Raw genomic sequence first — 15,485 nt, 5'->3', positions numbered from 1 at the left:
TGCGCCTACCTGGTCGGTGACGAACTCACCCGAGATCCCGCGGTCGCGCTGAGCCCGCGCGTCGACGTCCTGCCACCCTTCGCGGGCGGCTAGGCAGCGCGTTCACATCCAGCGGACCTAGGATGCGTAGAGCACTTGCCGAATACACGCTCTTAACGTCTGCATTGCGCTGGCCACTGCCGTCAAACGTCTTGTAGCACCACAGTGAGCCCGGCAAGTGTACTACGGATCCAAGCTACCTTGAATCGTTCGAGTTCGACTTCGCCCGGCACCTCACCGATGAGAAGTTCCAGAATCGGACGGTAGGTCAGACCGGCCAACTGCACAGCAGCAAAGGCTTGGGCATCGAAAGCCGCCGCCGAGCCTGTCGCGGCGACTTCGCCGACCCAGGCGGTGAACCGCCGGTACAGTGTCGCCAACACGCTGTCCCACAGGGAGGCGAATCCGTCTGGTAGTTCCGCGTGATCTCGAAGCATGACGCGGATCAGTTCACGATCCTGGGCAATCGTGCCCCACGTCAGGTCGACGACGAGTTCCACCGCATCCGGAAAACTGACCGGCCGTTCCGCCACCGCTTCCTCTGAGCGAATGTTCATTTGTTCGATCGCGCCGGTCACGGCCGCCTCCAGGAGCTCCCGCTTGCTCTTGAAGTGCTTGTAGAAGGCGCCCGAACCGGCAGTCAGGCCGCTGGCAACCTGGATCTGTTCGACGCTCGTGGCACGGTAGCCTTGCCTTGCGAACAGTCGCATCGCCTCCTCCACCAAGCGTGCCTTCGTCTTACCAGGCGGTGTGCGTGCCATACAAAGAGAGTAGTCTCTTCCTATGCGCGTGTTTCTCATCGGGGCGACCGGCGCGATTGGCACTCCGGCTGTCGAGGCTCTCATCGGTAGCGGGTACGAGCTGACAGCCATGGCCCGGACCGTAGATAAAGCACTTCAGCTCGAGCGCCAAGGCGCTGATGTTGCGATGGTTTCTATGTTCGATCTCGAAAAATTGACCGAGGCGTTCGCCGACCATGAGGCCGTAATCAACCTTGCCACAGCGATTCCCGCCACCATCGGACGGTTCCTCCGTCGGGCCGAATGGCGAGAGAACGATCGAATTCGGTACGAAGGCTCGGCCATCGTCGCCGAGGCCGCCAGGCGTGCGGGAGTCCGCCGTCTCGTTCAGGAGTCGGTATCGATGATCTACCAGGACGGCGGGAACCGATGGCTCGACGAGACGGCACCGATCGATTACTTCCCGATGGCACGCGGCAACCTTGCCGCTGAGGGAAACGCTCGCGCATTCACCGGTCGAGAGCGAAGCTCGGTCATCCTCAGATTTGGTCTTTTCTATGGTCCACAACCAGCGCTGAGCCGCCAACAACTCGAGCTAGCGCGCTGCCATGTAGCACTGATGATCGGGCCGGCCGATGCCTACAAGCCAGCGATCCATCTTACCGATGCGGCAGCTGCAGTCGCTGCGGCACTGCAAACAGCGCCGGGCACATACAACATCGTCGACAACCACCCGCTGACGAACCGCGAATGGTCCGACGCACTCGGCGCGGCCGTGGGTACACGACCCTGGCTCCGGCTGCCCGGGCGAGCGGCACTACTGCTCGGAGACAAGCTCACCTCGCAAACTCGGTCGCTGCGAGTTTGCAATCATGCCTTTCGGGCGGCTTCCGGCTGGTCGCCGCATTTCTCCAGCGCCCGCGAGGGTTGGGCCGATGTCGCTTCCGCACTTTCCAACACCCAGTAAGGACGCGTAGCTTGCTCATGTGACTCCTGGATCCCTCACCGGGGTGGCAGACCGGCAACTACAGAGTCATTGCCGATTAGGAACCCGTCAATCGAGCTTGTTCGTACAAAGCCCGCCGCGAACCCACGGGTCCGATTAACCCGTTAATGGGGGTCATGTCAATCTGAGCCGACACGCCACGCTGCCGATCCCCGCATTTGCCCAATCCGCTCTGAACACTATTTACCATCCGAATGTGCCCCGAATTTTTCGTTTCGATCCGGGGCCCATTCAGGAGTATTCGTGCCTACCAACGATCGCATCAATGGTTGACGATGCAAGTGTATCGCCAACAGTACGCATCCATCAAATCCACTGATCAGCGACGCATGAATCTCCGCGATTTCGGTAATAACCGCGCGAGGACTGTGGATTCAAGAGTGGTTCCGGCCTGATCTGCTGACTGGAGGTCAGCGGGAAGGTGCCGTGATGACGACACTTGATGCCGTGGCGAGGAAGAAAGCCGAGGCGTCGGCCGAGCAGCTGGCAGCGGCGGCGATGGCCCGGATGGCCGAACAGCAGGGCTTGTCCTTGACCGGGCCGGAGGGGCTGCTCCGGCAGTTCACCAAACCGTCCTCGAGACCGCGCTGAACGAGGGGATGACCGAGCATCTGGGGTATGAGCCCATGAGGTTGCCCCGGTCTTCCGGACACCGACGGTATGGCGCGATACTCGCCTTCGAAAGGAGTCTGGATGCCACCAGCACACCCACCGGAGTTCCCGTCAGCGCGCGATCGAGTTGGCCCGGAGCAGCGACAAGCGATAGACGGGACAGCTGTAGTCGAGCGGAACGACACGCCCGCACACTGCGCTCCCGTATTGTCGGGAAATCGTGTCACCGCACGGCCGGCAGTCCAACTGCTGGTGATGGAATGACTCCAACCCACCGGTGATGTCAGCGACCGGGTCGGCGCTCACCGGAGCTGCAAGCAGCGTGACCGCAAATATGTCCCAACACGAGCCACCGTGTCTGCGTCAGAACTCGGGCCCGTACCCTTCGCTGTATTTGTTCCCGACTCCGCACACTGCGATTTCCAAGAGCGCCAAGCCAGAAGCCACGAGCCCAGCACCGATTCACCCGAGCCGCTTCGGTGCAATAGAGCCCTCCCCGGACCAGAATTCGGATTGGCGCCCGCTCAACCCGCACCAGCGGTGTATCAGTTCTCGTGGGCGGCGGTGACTATCGGCGACCGCAGATCGACCATTGCGGCCGAAACTGAAGTCCAAGGGACGTAAGCCAAAGACCACGCACGCCGATCCAACGGCCGGGCCGGCACACGCAGCAACGGCTACGCCCCGGGCCGATCAGGGTAATCCGCCGCAGGTCATCGCGAACATGCTCGCCGCCGCGCCGCCGGACCAGCTCGTGGAGATGTTGCCGCCGATGCTGTGGTTGCACCAGTCCAGCGGTGTTCAGGCCAATCTTCCTGTGTTGGTTGCGCTCACGCTGCAGCACGCCTACGACGTGATCGGCGTCCAGGCCCGACCGACCGCGATGGAACTGGCGATCGCCCATCGAACCCGAGGGACGTTGACCCGCTACGGCGGCGGTGGAGCATTCTTCGAAGGAGAGCACTTCAATGGGCACTGTGTGCTGCGGTTGCCTGGAGGGGGTCGGTGGATCGACGCGACCGTGACGCGGTACCCGGAAGCTCGTGCCTCGTCGCCGCTGCCGATGATCGGCCGCGCGGCCGCCACACTCGGTGGTGGAGCGGCATCGCTGGCGGCCTATGCCGAAGGTCGGCTTTCGGTGGGCTCGCACATGACGGTGCCATGAGAGGAACTGATCCTCGACCACACCGTCGTCGCGGCCGACGACGGCATATTCACCGATACTCTCGCCGCCAACCCAGTCATAGCCGCGCGGTTGCGCTCTGCTGGAGTCAATCTCGCCTTGCCCGATCGAGTGGTGGTACACGCCCGGCATCGTCGAGCGAGTCCGCAACGCGCCGTACCCGCGGCTACACGCGCTGCTCGACACGGTCGGGCAGGCTCCATGTCCTCGATTCCGATCGTGGCGAGGGTGAAGTACCGCGCCGCGCCGGAGCTGGTGGTCTTACGGTGCCAGTCGCTGGTGCGGGGTGTACCCGGCGGCGGTGAGCGCCTGGTCGAGTGCGTCGATACTGAGCGAGGCGCCCGAGGCGGCGGAAACGGATTTTTCAACGGCAGCTATAAATCCCTAGTCACAGCCTTTGCGGTCGCCGGTCGACACCATCGGCCTGCTTTCCGGAAACACTCCCCCTCAGGTAGTTAACCGTGGCGTGGTGATGTTCCGCCCGTGGTGCATCTGCCGCCGCGGCACGGGTGGGGCAAACATACGGCGGGTGCATTTCGTTCACTATTGCGGCGGGCTGGTCGGGGTTGAATGGGTAGGCGGGGGTCGGGACTCCTGATCGCTCCCGGCCCCCGCCCACGCGCGTGCGCCCCGCGGCTGGTATCTGCGCTGGGCCTCATCGGGTGGTTTGCCGGTCTTTCGCACGCTGATGTTCACCGTTGGGGGTATTGGGGGCGAACAGTGTGGTGGTGTAGACCGATGAGCGAACGGGTGAAGCTGGTGGAGAGCGTGATGTCGGCGCGTCATGTCGAGTTCGGTGGCCAGTCTGTGGCGGAGGTGTTCGCGGCGGCCGCCGACTGGTTCGCCGCTAGCGAGAGTGGGGTCGGCCAGATCCTCGGTGTCGGTATCCACACCGTCGACGACGAGCCGGGTGGCCTCAAGGCTTGGCACACCCTCTCGGTGCTCTACGACAAATGAGTGAACGACCCCTGGGCGGGCCGTCTCACGCCGCGGGGACGTCCTGGCTGTCCACCCGTTTCTCGATCCTGATACGCATGTCGTGGGTTGTTCATCGCGCCGCGCAGCATCTGTGCACCATGTGTGTCGAGGATTCAGCAACGGCTCGGCAGGCCGGAACGGAGACAGCCGAGGGTTAGATGTCGACGTTGCCGCCGGAGGCGATGGTGAGGACTTTTTTGCCGCGGATGTCGTGGATGGCGCCGCTGGCGCCGTGGAGGAGGCCGTGGGACTGGATTACTGCGGCGGTTCCGAGCGCTCCGGCGCCTTCGACGCGGGCGCCGGGGAAGTGTTGTCCGATCCGGTCGCTGAGTAGTTCCCGCGTCTGCTTGATCGATTCCTCCGGGACCAGCACGACGTCGTCGGCGTATCGCCTGATCGTGGGTAGTAGATGTGGGTCCACGGTCGAAACGCTGGTGGCGTCGGCGACGATGCTGTGCGCGCGGATGGTGAGTGGCTGGCCGGTTTTGAACGATTCATACACTGAGGGGGCGTTTTGCGGGCAGGCGATGAATACCTGGTGTGGTCGGTCGGGACGCCAGATTTGTTCGAAGTCTCGAACCACGTGCGCCGCCGAGGCGAGGGTGCCGCCGCCGGCGGGTAGTACGACGACATCCGCGTCAGGCACTCGGGAGAGCATGTCGTGCACCGCGGTACCGAGCGCGGCGACCGAATCGTGGGCCGAGAGGTCCATGAAGACCGCGCCGCTGTCGTGGGCGAGGTGTTTGGCGTGTTCGTAGGCGTCGGTGTAGTTCGATCCGTGCTGGATCACGGTGACACCACGCTCTCGGAGCATGGCTACTTTGACCGCGGGAGCGGTCGGGGCACCACCCCGGTTATCGGGATACCGCGGCTTCGGCAGGCATGGGCGTAGGCGATCGCGTGATTACCCGAGGAGGCGAGGAAGACCGACGCTCCCGGCGGCAGATCGGACAACTCCGCGATCACTGCCCGAGCGGCCCGGTCCTTGATCGAGCGTGAACCCGGATGCATGTTCTCCAACGCGATATGCAGTTGCCCACCGTGGTAACCATCCAGCTCGCGGGAATGGAAGATCTTCGGGTCCGGCAAACCGGACTCCGCGATGCGCGCCAACGCCTCCCACCGCTGCTTGGAAGTCGGCGCGCGCAACTCTGGTAGCAGCCGGTCCGACACATCGACATCAGCGAAGCGGTGCCCCGCGGCACGCAAGGCTTCCGCTCCTATCGGATGGCCGCCATACCTTCCCTCCAGGTTCTCACTCACACGTGCAATGTCGTATAGCAGGTCGCCGGCAACATCCATTAAGGCTCGTATAGTTCTTGTTTCTTGCACAGCCCTGACGCCTCACTAACCTCACCCCACAGAAACGTCAGTATCCACCCACCCCACCGACCCGTTTCTCACGCCCGAGGACCGGGCGGGTATTCATGGCGAGGGCACTGCCACAACCCTTGCACATGAGCAGCCCGCGCCCCGCTTCGTTTCCGGCATTGCTTCGCCATGGGGATCTCCTCGACGCAACCGGTCGATTCCTGTTCTAGGCTGTGGGAACTTTCCCGAAGAATGCCAACAACGGCCCGGGAGCAGAAGTACACGTTCGCGGGCCGCCGCCGTCACGCAGCTTATCGGGTTCGATCAGTAGCCGACGGTGAAGGTATGCAGATCCCATCTGCTGTAGGACTCGACGCGCTGGCAACGAGCCCCCAAATCACTGCTACGCCAGCCATCCGCGGCTCGCTCGCACGCCAGACGGCTCCCTTCGAATCCGCCGTTTTCGCTGTCGTAGTAAGACCCTTTCCAATCAGCCGCCGCAGTTCCAGCAACCACAGGAAGCATGGTAACCACGGCCGCCGCCACACCAGCAATCACTCCGAGTGTCTTCTTCACATCGGCACCTTATGCGGCACCATCGACACGCGTGTTCTCACTGCTGGATACCCCGAGCTATCCCGAAGCCGGGCGGGCGGGAGTGTCTGATTTCTGGCTCTGGATCACTTCCGGTGTCTGAGTGTGGTCGCCTGACGGCACGATGCCTGGGTTGGTGAGGCGGACGTTGCTGCGGGCTGTTGTTCTCGAGTTTGTCGGCGTTGATGATCGACGAGGTTGTCGAGGAGAGCGGGAAGCTCGTGGGGCGGGCCCGGACAGCTCCCGGCCCGGCGGTGTGCCCACGTTGTGGTGAAGAGTCGGAGAAAGTCCACAGCTACCACCACCGGACCGTCGCCGACCTGCCGGCCGACGGTCGCGTGGTGATCGTCCGGGTACGGGTACGGCGACTGGTTTGCCCGACGCCGCAGTGCTGCAGGACCTTCCGTGACCAGGTTCCCGGGCTGCTCGAACGCTATCAACGGCGAACGACCCAACCGACCGGCCAGGTGCGTGAAAGAACTGGCCGGTCGGGCTGCGATCCGCGTGGTTGCCGCGTTGCCGGTTCGATGAGATCAAAGCGCTCGGTCACCGGCGGCCTGAACCTGCTGCACAAGTACATTCACCCAGGAGCGCGCCGAGAGCGACCGCATCTGCCTCTCACCACGTCGGCTGACATCTTCGTGGATCATGAGCTGGCCGACCGATCTTCCCGCCGGACGACGGGCTCATCTGGACGAACTTGTCGGGGCACGTCCCGAGATGACCGACCTGACCAGGCTCGTCGGCGAGTTCGCAGCGATCCTGATCGAACATCGTGGTGGTGATTCCACGAGTGGATGAAGCAGGTTCGAGGTCGGGCTCACCGAACTCGGCCCTTTCCTTCTCGCCTCGACCAAGACCACGACGCCGTCAGCGCCGAACGGTCGGCGGCTCAGGCAGCCGATCCCACCGACCCGATGACAATCATCGGCATACCCTTCGACCGGCTCGGCCCCGGCGATCAAGCCATCGTGGGCAAACACGCGCAGCATCTATGCACCATGTACGCCGAGGGACTCAGAAACGGCTCGGCAGGCTGGAACGGCAGCCAAGACGGATTCACCCCTCCCCCGCACACGCGCAACACATCGCCACCTGACTGCCCTCCGGCCGACTGTGCAACCCCCATCCCCACCACACTCGACCAATGGACAACCCTCACCGACACATGACCCAGAACACTTCCTTGACCGCGGTATTCGGTGCCGGGACACTGTTCTCCAGCGATGGGCCGCGGTTGCCGACGCGCGGCAAGTCCGTCACCGCCAGAGCGTTGAGCCGCTATTTCGCGAACGACAGCCTATCGACCTACACCCATGTCGCCGACCAGCACGCCCACCTACGGCACGAAGGACCATCGTCGCCACCCGGCTGCGAAGCCCACTACGTACTCCACGAGATCCTGCGCAGCGCTACCGATCTGCCGATCACCGAACACGTCACCGCCACCCACGGCACCACCCTATCCCCGGGTCGGTCAGCCGACGCCCATGTCCTCGCGGGCCGGTGTTGCTGGGCGATCGGCCAACTCGAGGGATAGGTTCGCGCCGCCACTACCGTCGTGGGCGCCGTGCCCGAGTCGGGTGCCGAAGGTGTGTGTCGACCGTGGACACGGGCCTTGGATCTCGGCATGTGCGCCGACTTCGAGGACGGTCTGGGGCCATGGACCGTTCGGCCCGCGTCCTGGGGTCCGGGAACATCTGCGACAGTGTCCCGGCTACCACGGGCCTCGCCCGAACCGAACCGGCCATTGCAGACCGTTTCTTGTGAGTACTCCGCTGAGCTCATCGATGCTTACGAGCTGGACGGCATCGGTCAGGGTGCCCAAAGACCCGGTGACCGGGTCCCGGGTGAAACGGTCTTTCGGAGGTGGATAGAACGAGTACACCTCGGGAGATCCGCTCCGCGCCTGACGCCCGGTGGCCATTGCCACGTGCTCCGCGTAGTCCCCCCACATGACCACATCGCCACGCTGTGGTTGCTCAACGGCGGGACAGTGAGAACGGTAGCGCTGCGCCCCGTGGGGCAGAAGCCCCTCAGCTATCCTTCTTGCCCGTGTCGAATCAAAGTCGGCTCCTTGTCGGAACTCGGCGACGGGAGAGTAAAGCCTGTGGAGCTCGCCATGGGTGATCGTCTTTGTCCGGGCCGCAGCCCACAGCAGCATTTCCGCACAAACGAGACTGTGGTCCGGGCTCAGTTCCGGGAGAGGCCCTTCGACCGGTGACAGGATCCACGCCTCGAACTTCCGGCGCGACGTCTCAGCCGGATGGAAATCCCCCCATCGCGCCCGGACGCCGGACAGATGGATTCTCTCGAGCTCGTCGGCAATAACGAGTGGGGCATCCGGTCGGCTCTGCAGGGTTGGTCCGTCGCCGTGCAGCTGCCCGGCGTCGAGCCGCTGCCCTTCGCGATGGTCTCCCACCTCGGCGGTGCGGCCGAGCCCGGACACGGCCCGCTCGAACGGTTCCGCTCCCGCGCGGTCCTTGCCGACCACTGTGTCGACGAGAGTCCGCAGACCCTTTTCGGCCTCCCGGGTCGGCAGCGCGGCTGCCGACCCCAGATGCGGTGCGGCATCCCACAGCATCGCACTCATTCTGCGGAGCAGATCTGACCCCCGGATCACCGGGCGAACCTACCAGCCGAGCGAACACTGGGGTGGGCCTGCAGAGCATCAACCGGACATCGCGCCCGGGTTCACATCTTGCCTCCGGGGCGATTGTCGAGAAGCAACTGCGGGTTGGGTATACCTAGCAGTTCAGTTATGCGCGTCGGCTATGCAAGGGTGAGTGCGGTCGACCAGAACACGTCCGCCAGTTCGACGGGATCGAGGTCGAACGCGCCTTCCTTGACACGGCGTCCAGGAAGGATGCCGCGCTCACAGCTGGAGGAGCTGATCGCGTTCGTCCGCGACGGTTACACCGTGATCGTCCACTTCATGGACCGCCTCGCCCGCAACCTCGACGACCCGCGGCGGCTGGTGCGCACCCTGACCAGCAGGGGCGTGCGAGTGGAATTCGTGTAGGAAGATCTGACGTTCACCGGTCAGGACTCGCCGATGGCGAACATGCTGCTGAGCGTGATGGGCGCCTTCGCCGAGTTCGAACGCGCGCTCATCCTCGAACGCAGCGCGAGGGGATCGCCGCGACGAAGGCCTGCGGCGCCTACATCGGCCGCAAACCCGCCTTCGCCACCGAACAAGCCGACTAGCTGAGTGCCCGCGCCGCCGCCGGGGATTCGAAAACGGCGCTGGCCACGCAGATCGGCGTCAGCCGCGAGACCGTATATACCTATTTGCGAACCAAGACCACGACGGACTGAGCAAAAGGCGGCCGGTCCATGGCATTATTGTTAGGTGCCTCAAAGACCTTTCAAGAACGTTCGGTACCACTCGATATCGAAGTTGGCACCCGGCGGGAATATCGACATCTGGTTGTCTTGAGCCTGGTATGCCCGGTGCTCGCGCTCCAGACCGAACACTTCGATAGGATCGGCGGTATCCCCGAGATGTTCGAGGCGATTCGCGCGTTCACCCCACGTGGCGCTGCCCGCTCGAACCATGTCGGTCCAGTCCTCGGTTGTCGAGAAGATGTCTTCGTTGAAATCTGAAGGGGCGCTGGGATGTAGCCCATGGCGTTCCAGTGACCAGTTCATCAGAATCCGGGACGAGCGGCCGTTGTAGTCGTCCCAGGGGTGGATGGAGACGTAGCGCTGCTGGAGTTCGGCAGCGAGCCGGTAGGGGTCGGTGCCGGGCAGTCCGCGAGCGTTGTTGTACCAGTCCGACACGGCCTGAAGTTCGCTTCCGATTGCGTTCGGCTGCGTTCGGTACTCGACTGCACTGTGAAGCGGTCCCAGAGGGACAGTTCCTGGGGGCAAGTATTCCAGATAGGGATTCGCGTCGACCGCGGCCAACTGTTTGTCGGTCAATGGTCCAGGGTTGATACCGATCCGTCGCCCGGAGACAAAGGCCCCACCGCGGTGTGGCATAGAGAAGTGCGATATCCGGCGGTGGAGCTCGGTCATGAACGGTACGGTCAACTCTTGATCGCCGTATTGCCGGGCGAACGCGCGGGCATCCAGATAACCTGCCCATCCCTTCTCGCTGAACAACAGTTCCGGGCGCGGTTGGCGCGAGAGCAGGGCTATCTGATGGAGCGGCTCGTCGATGAACAGGCTCGATTCCAGCGCATGCTGGGCCGGAGTGTGCAATCCCAGTTCCGCTGACCGTCGATCGATCAGCTCTGCCGGCGTGCCGGGGGCGCCGAAGAAGTGCGGCTTCGCAGTGTCGATGCGGTCAGGCTTCGACGCCCGCTCCTCACAACCTGCTGCGGGGCGCTCGGGCAGATCACCGGCATCAGTCGCTCCGATACCCGCCCCAGCATCGTCGTCCATCGGATGTCTCATCCGTTGCGCCGGCGACACGTCGGCGTTGGTCTCCGCCCGCACCACGGCCCGTAAACCCTGTGCACTGGTGGTAGACGGGTGCGCCGCTGATCTCGCGGCGCTCGGCATGTGGTCTGTCTCGAGCATGTCGCGTAAGGCTTGCAACGCTCTATTGATCCTGCTCACAGCACTACTCGATCGATCACACCGCGCAACGGATCAGTGCGGGGGCGGCGCCACCTCGGCCGCCGCTACTTCTCCCCGAATCCGATGCTTTTCTCTCCATTCCGTCCTGGCCCGAACCGGTTTCTCGACTACCCTTGAACCAGGTATGCCCGTGAACGGGGGGATCGGTGTGGTGGGGATACTGTTCTGGATCATGTGTCGGTGAGGGTTGTCCATTGGTCGAGTGTGATGGGGATGGGGGTTGTGGGCTGGTGGCCGGGGGGGAGGTCGGTGGGGAAGTGGGTGAGGTTTTCGTGTCCGGATAACCATGCGTAGGTGCCGGGTTTGATTTCCATGGCGTCGAAAGTCGCCTAACTGTGCAACGGTATCAGTCGGCCGGCGGTCCGGTAGCAGCGCCGCCGCGGCTGCGGCATATGGAGTTCCACCGGATCGGCCGACGACGGCGAAGGTGTCGATGCCGAGGTGATCGGCGATCGCGGCGACATGCCCGGCGCCGTCGGCGATCGTCATGCCCTCCCGCGGCGGCGCCGATCCGCCGTAACCGGGACGGTCGTAGGTGATCAGTCGTATCCCCAGCCGATCGAGCAACTCTGGTGGGGCGGTATCCACGCGGGAACCCGGCGTTCCGTGCAGCAGGATCGGTACGCCATGAAACGGCGGCTATCACCATTCTCGGAGTGACATCCGAAAAATTTTGTCCACCGGTACCGGCCCAGCCGCGAAACCGCTACCGCCAGAAAACCCTCGAACGCCCCTCGTTGCAAGGCACCTGGGAAGAGGTAGTGGCTCACGTGCTGACAGCAGGTGAACATATAAAAGTACAAACAAGCCTGCAAAAGCACTGCCCGGCTGGTATGGTCGCGCGGTGATCCGGGGGTCAGCGTCGTTGCTGCGCAAAATGAATGCGATGCTCTGGGACGCTGCGCCGCATCTGGGTTCGGCCGCCGCGCTGCCGAACCGGGAGATCGAGAAGGGTCTACGGAAGTTCGTCGAGAACGTGGTCCACGAGGACACCGCGGGAGCAGCGGCAGGCCTGGTTCGTCGGTCTGCGGAGAGTTCGAGCGAATACGCGAATAAGATAACATCCGATCAGGAGCTGGAGGGCAGGATTCAGCTCCTCCGGGGCACGGCTCGGCATCCTGAACGAACCGATACGGGGAGCGATCGAGGAGTCGAGCGCGCCGCCTCCGATCTCGGGAAGGCGCGCCCAGCCGGGCAGGACGAGCCCGCTGATGGACTTGGATCGGGACAGCGCCAGCGAATTTCGGGGCCCGACCGGGGATGGGAACCAGAGGCGTACGTGCAGGCTTTCAGAGATCGTCGGCACGTCGAGCTGCCGCCCGACAGTACACTACGTGGGCGAATAGTACGCGGTCGCGAGAAAGTCGACTTCGAGGTTTTGGGCTCTCCGGAACGAAGCGTCTGTTTCATCATGGGACCAGATGGATTGTCGATGTTGCCCGGTATCGAGCTGTTGACAGCCTTGGAACGCATCGGTCTCACCCCTCACTACGTTCATGGGCGAATTGAGCAGGGGCACAGCTTTCGACTACTGGTCTTCAACGGCGGCCGTGCCGCCCCCCTGGCGACATGGGACAATGCGCTGGACCTCATATCCGGGACCCGCCCCGAGCTCGTCGACGACATCAGGCGACATCGCAACGCCCTGAAGACGACACCCTTCGAGATATTTCAAGCCGATGTTACTGAGCCACTCGAAAATATTGACCTGGCAGGTCCAGCACACCGAGACTATATGTCTTTGGACAGATATCGTGCACTGTCTCCAGATGAACGAGCCGATCCCGCGAAGTTGCGAAGGCTGCTCTTTCATGTCGAACATCTCGGGGAACTCTTCTCCGGCGACGGCTACACACGTACGCCGGGCGGCCAGCGTGGCCTGGCGGAATATCTTGTGCCCAACGGGCGCATAAGTGATTTGCCGGACGCAAGAATGATCGATTTGCTGTAAGTCTCGACTACCCGAGAAGAAGGGGGCCCACAGATTCCGAACCGACAGCAAGCATCGACCAGCAATCTGGTCGAATATCAGCCACATGAGACATGCTCTTACGTGAGTTAAACAGGCAATCTCTGAGCTTCCGCCCGTGTCTGGCGCACCGAACCGACTGTCCTACAGCGTTACACTCACAATCGATTTAACTTGTTTCAAACTTCCTGTCACGCAACAGAATTCGTGATCAAATGGGTTCTGCCGCGCCCGAGTCCTCAACACCGGGGTGCGGCAACCGCAGATAGGTAGTGACCCCGGCCCCTCATCAGCCGAACGGGAGGAAGTCGGGGTCGTTCCGCGCGGAGGCAGCCCTGTCTCTCGCTGCTCTCGATTTCATGCGGTCGATCAACTCATGCTGGTCAACCTCCGCGCCACGGTCGGAAACCACACCGCAAACTGTTGTCACATCCCGATTCCTCGTTTTGCGGCTGGTAACACGATTCTAACCCGCACCCCAGTTTCGCGTTCGGTCTTGATATCCCGTCCGCGCAGTGGCAGTGTCCTGGGTGAGGCCGTGGTCGGCCCGAAGACAGTTCACGGCACCGCGCCGATCAGCCAGAGGACCATGAGCCCGCGCATGCAGCTGAGCGGCTGCACCGTCGACCGGGTCCGTCGCCATCGCATCCTCCACGAGGCTCTCACCACCGGCCCCGACCCGCTGCACCTGACACTGGTCTTTGGCATCTCCCACAACACCGCCGCCCGCTGCACGGCCGTCGCCGAGTACCCGCTCAGCGACGAACCACGACTCCCCGTGCCGCACAGGGCAATACCGTGGGCTCCCGCTGAAAGTCCGTCAGTCAGCGTGAACCCACGGAAACGTGCCGTTAACGATCGTGTCACCGGTACATGAAGCGCAGTTCGACCAGGTAGCGGCCAGGTCACGCCTGTTCGGGCGATCGGTGTGAGGTAGCGGTGTAATGATCCCTTCGGGATGTCGGTCTTGCTCGCGATCTCGCCGAGGCTGTTTCCCTGCTCGCGGAGCGGGTGTAGTCGATCTTGTCGTCGGGCCAGCCGGGTGGTCGGCCGATGTGGCGGCCTTTGGATTCGGTGAAGGCGCGGGCGGCGCGTTCGGCGGTGAAGGTAGGTTCCCTCTCCGCGAACAGCGCCAGGAGGAGGAAGGCGATGCGGGCCATGCCTTCGTCTGGGAACATCAGCTGATTCATGACATCTCCTTTTCACAGAGGGCGCGGAAGGTGCGTGGGGGGCGGCCGGTAAGGCGCTGGACGGTGTCGGTGACGCGGTCCTCGACCCCTTCGGCGATGGCACGGTCCATGCCGGCCAGCATGGCGGCGAACTCCACCGGGACCAGCGCCGTGAGGCGATCGTGCAATTGCTCATAGGACAGACTGCGGTGGGTCACAGGTCGACCGGTGACTTCCGTGACGATCGCGGCGACATCGTCGTAGCTGAGGGTCTCAGGCCCCGTGAGGACGAGGTCGGTATTGGGGGCTTGCCGGTCGGTCAGAGCGTGGACGGCGACGGCCGCGATGTCCTCGGCGTCGATGAAGCCGACCCGGCCGCTCCCGGTCGCGGTCCAGATGATGCCGTCTTCACGGATGCTGTGCGCGTGCGCATGTGTGCCGGTGAAGTTCTGCATGAACCACGAGGGCCGCAGCACCGCCCACTGTTCGAATAGATCGGGCAGAGCCTGGTGCACCATTCCCACCGCAGGGCCGCCCTCGGGTATGGCCGAGGAACTCAGCAGCACCGCGCGGTGCACGCCACCGGCGCGGGCTCGCTTGAGGAAAGGCAGCATGATCGCCGCCGGGTCGGACTCGCCCACCGGTGGTATCAGGTAGACGCGGTCGACGCCGTCGAGTGCGGCAGTGTGGGTGGCGCGGTCGTACCAGTCGAAGTGGACCGGCTCGGCTCCGGGGAACGGGGTGGCCTGACGGCTGGCCGCTCTGACACGGCGACCGGCGGCTGTCAGCTGTGCCGTGGTGCGGCTGCCGGTGGTGCCGCTGGCACCGATGACCAAAGTGGTGCCGGTGGTGGTCATCGGCTGCTCCCGGTGAAGTCGGTGCCGGGTTCGAGGACGGCCAGGGGATTCCAGTAGTCACGATAGGAGGCGATGCGCCCGTGCTGAACCGTGACGACGGCGATATAGGTCATATCGAAGGGAGCGTCGGTCTGCACCAGACGGCCGACGCCGCGCATTTCGACCACGATGGTCCCCGGATCGGTGGTCTGGCGGATCCGCAGATCCGGGAAGTCGTGCAGATCGATGTGGTCGGGGTAGTGCCGCATGTAGGCGGCGATGGCATCCTTGCCCTCCAGCCGCTCGGGCCAGCCCGGTGGAGCGAAGGGGAACTCCATGATGCCATCCTCGGCCCACAGGCCCACCCAGCCGGCGATGTTCTTGTCCAATAGCAGCCTCAGGCCGTGGCGATAGAGATCCGCCGGAGAAGTCGGTGTGGACATGGGTTCCTCCATCTCATA

Annotated in this window: 14 protein-coding genes and 5 pseudogenes; 10 read left to right on the top strand and 9 right to left on the bottom strand. The window is 63.6% G+C overall.

The window, feature by feature from the left end:
* Positions 1 to 93, top strand: a pseudogene (locus ACWEH3_RS31245) (MoaD/ThiS family protein); the annotation flags it as partial.
* 89 nt (positions 94 to 182) lie between these two features.
* Here ACWEH3_RS31245 and ACWEH3_RS31240 read toward each other — a convergent pair.
* Positions 183 to 800, bottom strand: a complete 618-nt coding sequence (locus ACWEH3_RS31240; protein WP_450023806.1) for a TetR/AcrR family transcriptional regulator — start codon at positions 798 to 800, stop codon at positions 183 to 185.
* Positions 801 to 822: 22 nt separating this feature from the next.
* On the opposite strand from ACWEH3_RS31240, the gene ACWEH3_RS31235 reads away from it, so the two are divergent.
* From ACWEH3_RS31235 to ACWEH3_RS31220, 4 genes and pseudogenes are all read left to right on the top strand, one after another.
* On the top strand, positions 823 to 1,746 hold the full coding sequence (locus tag ACWEH3_RS31235) for an NAD-dependent epimerase/dehydratase family protein (protein WP_450023808.1): 924 nt from the start codon (positions 823 to 825) through the stop codon (positions 1,744 to 1,746).
* A gap of 465 nt (positions 1,747 to 2,211) precedes the next feature.
* A pseudogene (locus ACWEH3_RS31230) lies at positions 2,212 to 2,408 on the top strand (IS256 family transposase); the annotation flags it as partial.
* A gap of 713 nt (positions 2,409 to 3,121) precedes the next feature.
* Entirely contained in the window at positions 3,122 to 3,562 is a 441-nt protein-coding gene (locus ACWEH3_RS31225; RefSeq protein WP_452358445.1) for a hypothetical protein, read from the top strand.
* A 756-nt stretch (positions 3,563 to 4,318) separates the two neighbouring features.
* Complete coding sequence (locus ACWEH3_RS31220) at positions 4,319 to 4,537, top strand: hypothetical protein (protein ID WP_450023812.1); 219 nt, start codon at positions 4,319 to 4,321, stop codon at positions 4,535 to 4,537.
* A 175-nt stretch (positions 4,538 to 4,712) separates the two neighbouring features.
* Here ACWEH3_RS31220 and ACWEH3_RS31215 read toward each other — a convergent pair.
* Positions 4,713 to 5,860: pseudogene (locus ACWEH3_RS31215) on the bottom strand (threonine ammonia-lyase).
* A gap of 333 nt (positions 5,861 to 6,193) precedes the next feature.
* Entirely contained in the window at positions 6,194 to 6,445 is a 252-nt protein-coding gene (locus tag ACWEH3_RS31210; protein ID WP_450023814.1) for a hypothetical protein, read from the bottom strand.
* 203 nt (positions 6,446 to 6,648) lie between these two features.
* Between ACWEH3_RS31210 and ACWEH3_RS31205 the strand changes: the two are divergent.
* From ACWEH3_RS31205 to ACWEH3_RS31195, 3 genes and pseudogenes are all read left to right on the top strand, one after another.
* Positions 6,649 to 6,988, top strand: a pseudogene (locus ACWEH3_RS31205) (transposase family protein); the annotation flags it as partial.
* 123 nt (positions 6,989 to 7,111) lie between these two features.
* Complete coding sequence (locus tag ACWEH3_RS31200; RefSeq protein WP_450023816.1) at positions 7,112 to 7,264, top strand: hypothetical protein; 153 nt, start codon at positions 7,112 to 7,114, stop codon at positions 7,262 to 7,264.
* Positions 7,265 to 7,631: 367 nt separating this feature from the next.
* Positions 7,632 to 8,003, top strand: a complete 372-nt coding sequence (locus ACWEH3_RS31195; RefSeq protein WP_450023818.1) for a Tn3 family transposase — start codon at positions 7,632 to 7,634, stop codon at positions 8,001 to 8,003.
* Between the two features lie 177 nt (positions 8,004 to 8,180).
* Here the strand turns inward: ACWEH3_RS31195 and ACWEH3_RS31190 are convergent, their stop codons facing one another.
* Positions 8,181 to 9,056, bottom strand: coding sequence for a hypothetical protein (locus tag ACWEH3_RS31190; RefSeq protein ID WP_450023820.1), 876 nt, complete (start codon positions 9,054 to 9,056; stop codon positions 8,181 to 8,183).
* Between the two features lie 168 nt (positions 9,057 to 9,224).
* Here ACWEH3_RS31190 and ACWEH3_RS31185 point away from each other — a divergent pair.
* A pseudogene (locus ACWEH3_RS31185) lies at positions 9,225 to 9,781 on the top strand (recombinase family protein).
* 39 nt (positions 9,782 to 9,820) lie between these two features.
* Here ACWEH3_RS31185 and ACWEH3_RS31180 read toward each other — a convergent pair.
* Together ACWEH3_RS31180 and ACWEH3_RS31175 are read right to left on the bottom strand one after the other, a co-directional pair.
* Entirely contained in the window at positions 9,821 to 10,990 is a 1,170-nt protein-coding gene (locus tag ACWEH3_RS31180; protein ID WP_452358444.1) for a Fic family protein, read from the bottom strand.
* Positions 10,991 to 11,062: 72 nt separating this feature from the next.
* Positions 11,063 to 11,662, bottom strand: coding sequence for an alpha/beta fold hydrolase (locus ACWEH3_RS31175; RefSeq protein WP_452358446.1), 600 nt, complete (start codon positions 11,660 to 11,662; stop codon positions 11,063 to 11,065).
* A 232-nt stretch (positions 11,663 to 11,894) separates the two neighbouring features.
* Between ACWEH3_RS31175 and ACWEH3_RS31170 the strand changes: the two genes are divergently transcribed.
* Complete coding sequence (locus ACWEH3_RS31170; RefSeq protein ID WP_452358443.1) at positions 11,895 to 13,001, top strand: hypothetical protein; 1,107 nt, start codon at positions 11,895 to 11,897, stop codon at positions 12,999 to 13,001.
* A gap of 923 nt (positions 13,002 to 13,924) precedes the next feature.
* Here ACWEH3_RS31170 and ACWEH3_RS31165 read toward each other — a convergent pair.
* The 3 genes from ACWEH3_RS31165 to ACWEH3_RS31155 are packed head-to-tail and all read right to left on the bottom strand — an operon-like array spanning position 13,925 to position 15,467.
* Positions 13,925 to 14,209, bottom strand: a complete 285-nt coding sequence (locus tag ACWEH3_RS31165; RefSeq protein ID WP_450023826.1) for a hypothetical protein — start codon at positions 14,207 to 14,209, stop codon at positions 13,925 to 13,927.
* On the bottom strand, positions 14,206 to 15,045 hold the full coding sequence (locus ACWEH3_RS31160; RefSeq protein WP_450023828.1) for an NmrA family NAD(P)-binding protein: 840 nt from the start codon (positions 15,043 to 15,045) through the stop codon (positions 14,206 to 14,208). The genes ACWEH3_RS31165 and ACWEH3_RS31160 overlap by 4 nt, the downstream gene beginning before the upstream one ends.
* Positions 15,042 to 15,467 carry a nuclear transport factor 2 family protein gene (locus ACWEH3_RS31155; protein ID WP_450023830.1) on the bottom strand — a complete coding sequence of 142 codons (426 nt, stop codon included), beginning with the start codon at positions 15,465 to 15,467 and terminating at the stop codon, positions 15,042 to 15,044. Before ACWEH3_RS31155 ends, ACWEH3_RS31160 begins: the two co-directional genes overlap by 4 nt.
* Positions 15,468 to 15,485 lie beyond the last annotated feature (18 nt).

The sequence above is a fragment of the Nocardia sp. NPDC004718 genome, from assembly GCF_053601535.1.
The sequence above is the reverse complement of the archived record's forward strand: the minus strand, read 5'-3'. Positions and strand labels throughout refer to the sequence as shown.

Bases quoted from the DNA above. Each gene is read 5' to 3' on its own strand.
- ACWEH3_RS31240 (WP_450023806.1), bottom strand. From the start codon at position 800: ATGGCACGCACACCGCCTGGTAAGACGAAGGCACGCTTGGTGGAGGAG.
- ACWEH3_RS31235 (WP_450023808.1), top strand. From the start codon at position 823: ATGCGCGTGTTTCTCATCGGGGCGACCGGCGCGATTGGCACTCCGGCT.
- ACWEH3_RS31225 (WP_452358445.1), top strand. From the start codon at position 3,122: ATGCTCGCCGCCGCGCCGCCGGACCAGCTCGTGGAGATGTTGCCGCCG.
- ACWEH3_RS31220 (WP_450023812.1), top strand. From the start codon at position 4,319: ATGAGCGAACGGGTGAAGCTGGTGGAGAGCGTGATGTCGGCGCGTCAT.
- ACWEH3_RS31200 (WP_450023816.1), top strand. From the start codon at position 7,112: ATGAGCTGGCCGACCGATCTTCCCGCCGGACGACGGGCTCATCTGGAC.
- ACWEH3_RS31195 (WP_450023818.1), top strand. From the start codon at position 7,632: ATGACCCAGAACACTTCCTTGACCGCGGTATTCGGTGCCGGGACACTG.
- ACWEH3_RS31190 (WP_450023820.1), bottom strand. From the start codon at position 9,056: ATGAGTGCGATGCTGTGGGATGCCGCACCGCATCTGGGGTCGGCAGCC.
- ACWEH3_RS31180 (WP_452358444.1), bottom strand. From the start codon at position 10,990: ATGCTCGAGACAGACCACATGCCGAGCGCCGCGAGATCAGCGGCGCAC.
- ACWEH3_RS31165 (WP_450023826.1), bottom strand. From the start codon at position 14,209: ATGAATCAGCTGATGTTCCCAGACGAAGGCATGGCCCGCATCGCCTTC.
- ACWEH3_RS31160 (WP_450023828.1), bottom strand. From the start codon at position 15,045: ATGACCACCACCGGCACCACTTTGGTCATCGGTGCCAGCGGCACCACC.
- ACWEH3_RS31155 (WP_450023830.1), bottom strand. From the start codon at position 15,467: ATGTCCACACCGACTTCTCCGGCGGATCTCTATCGCCACGGCCTGAGG.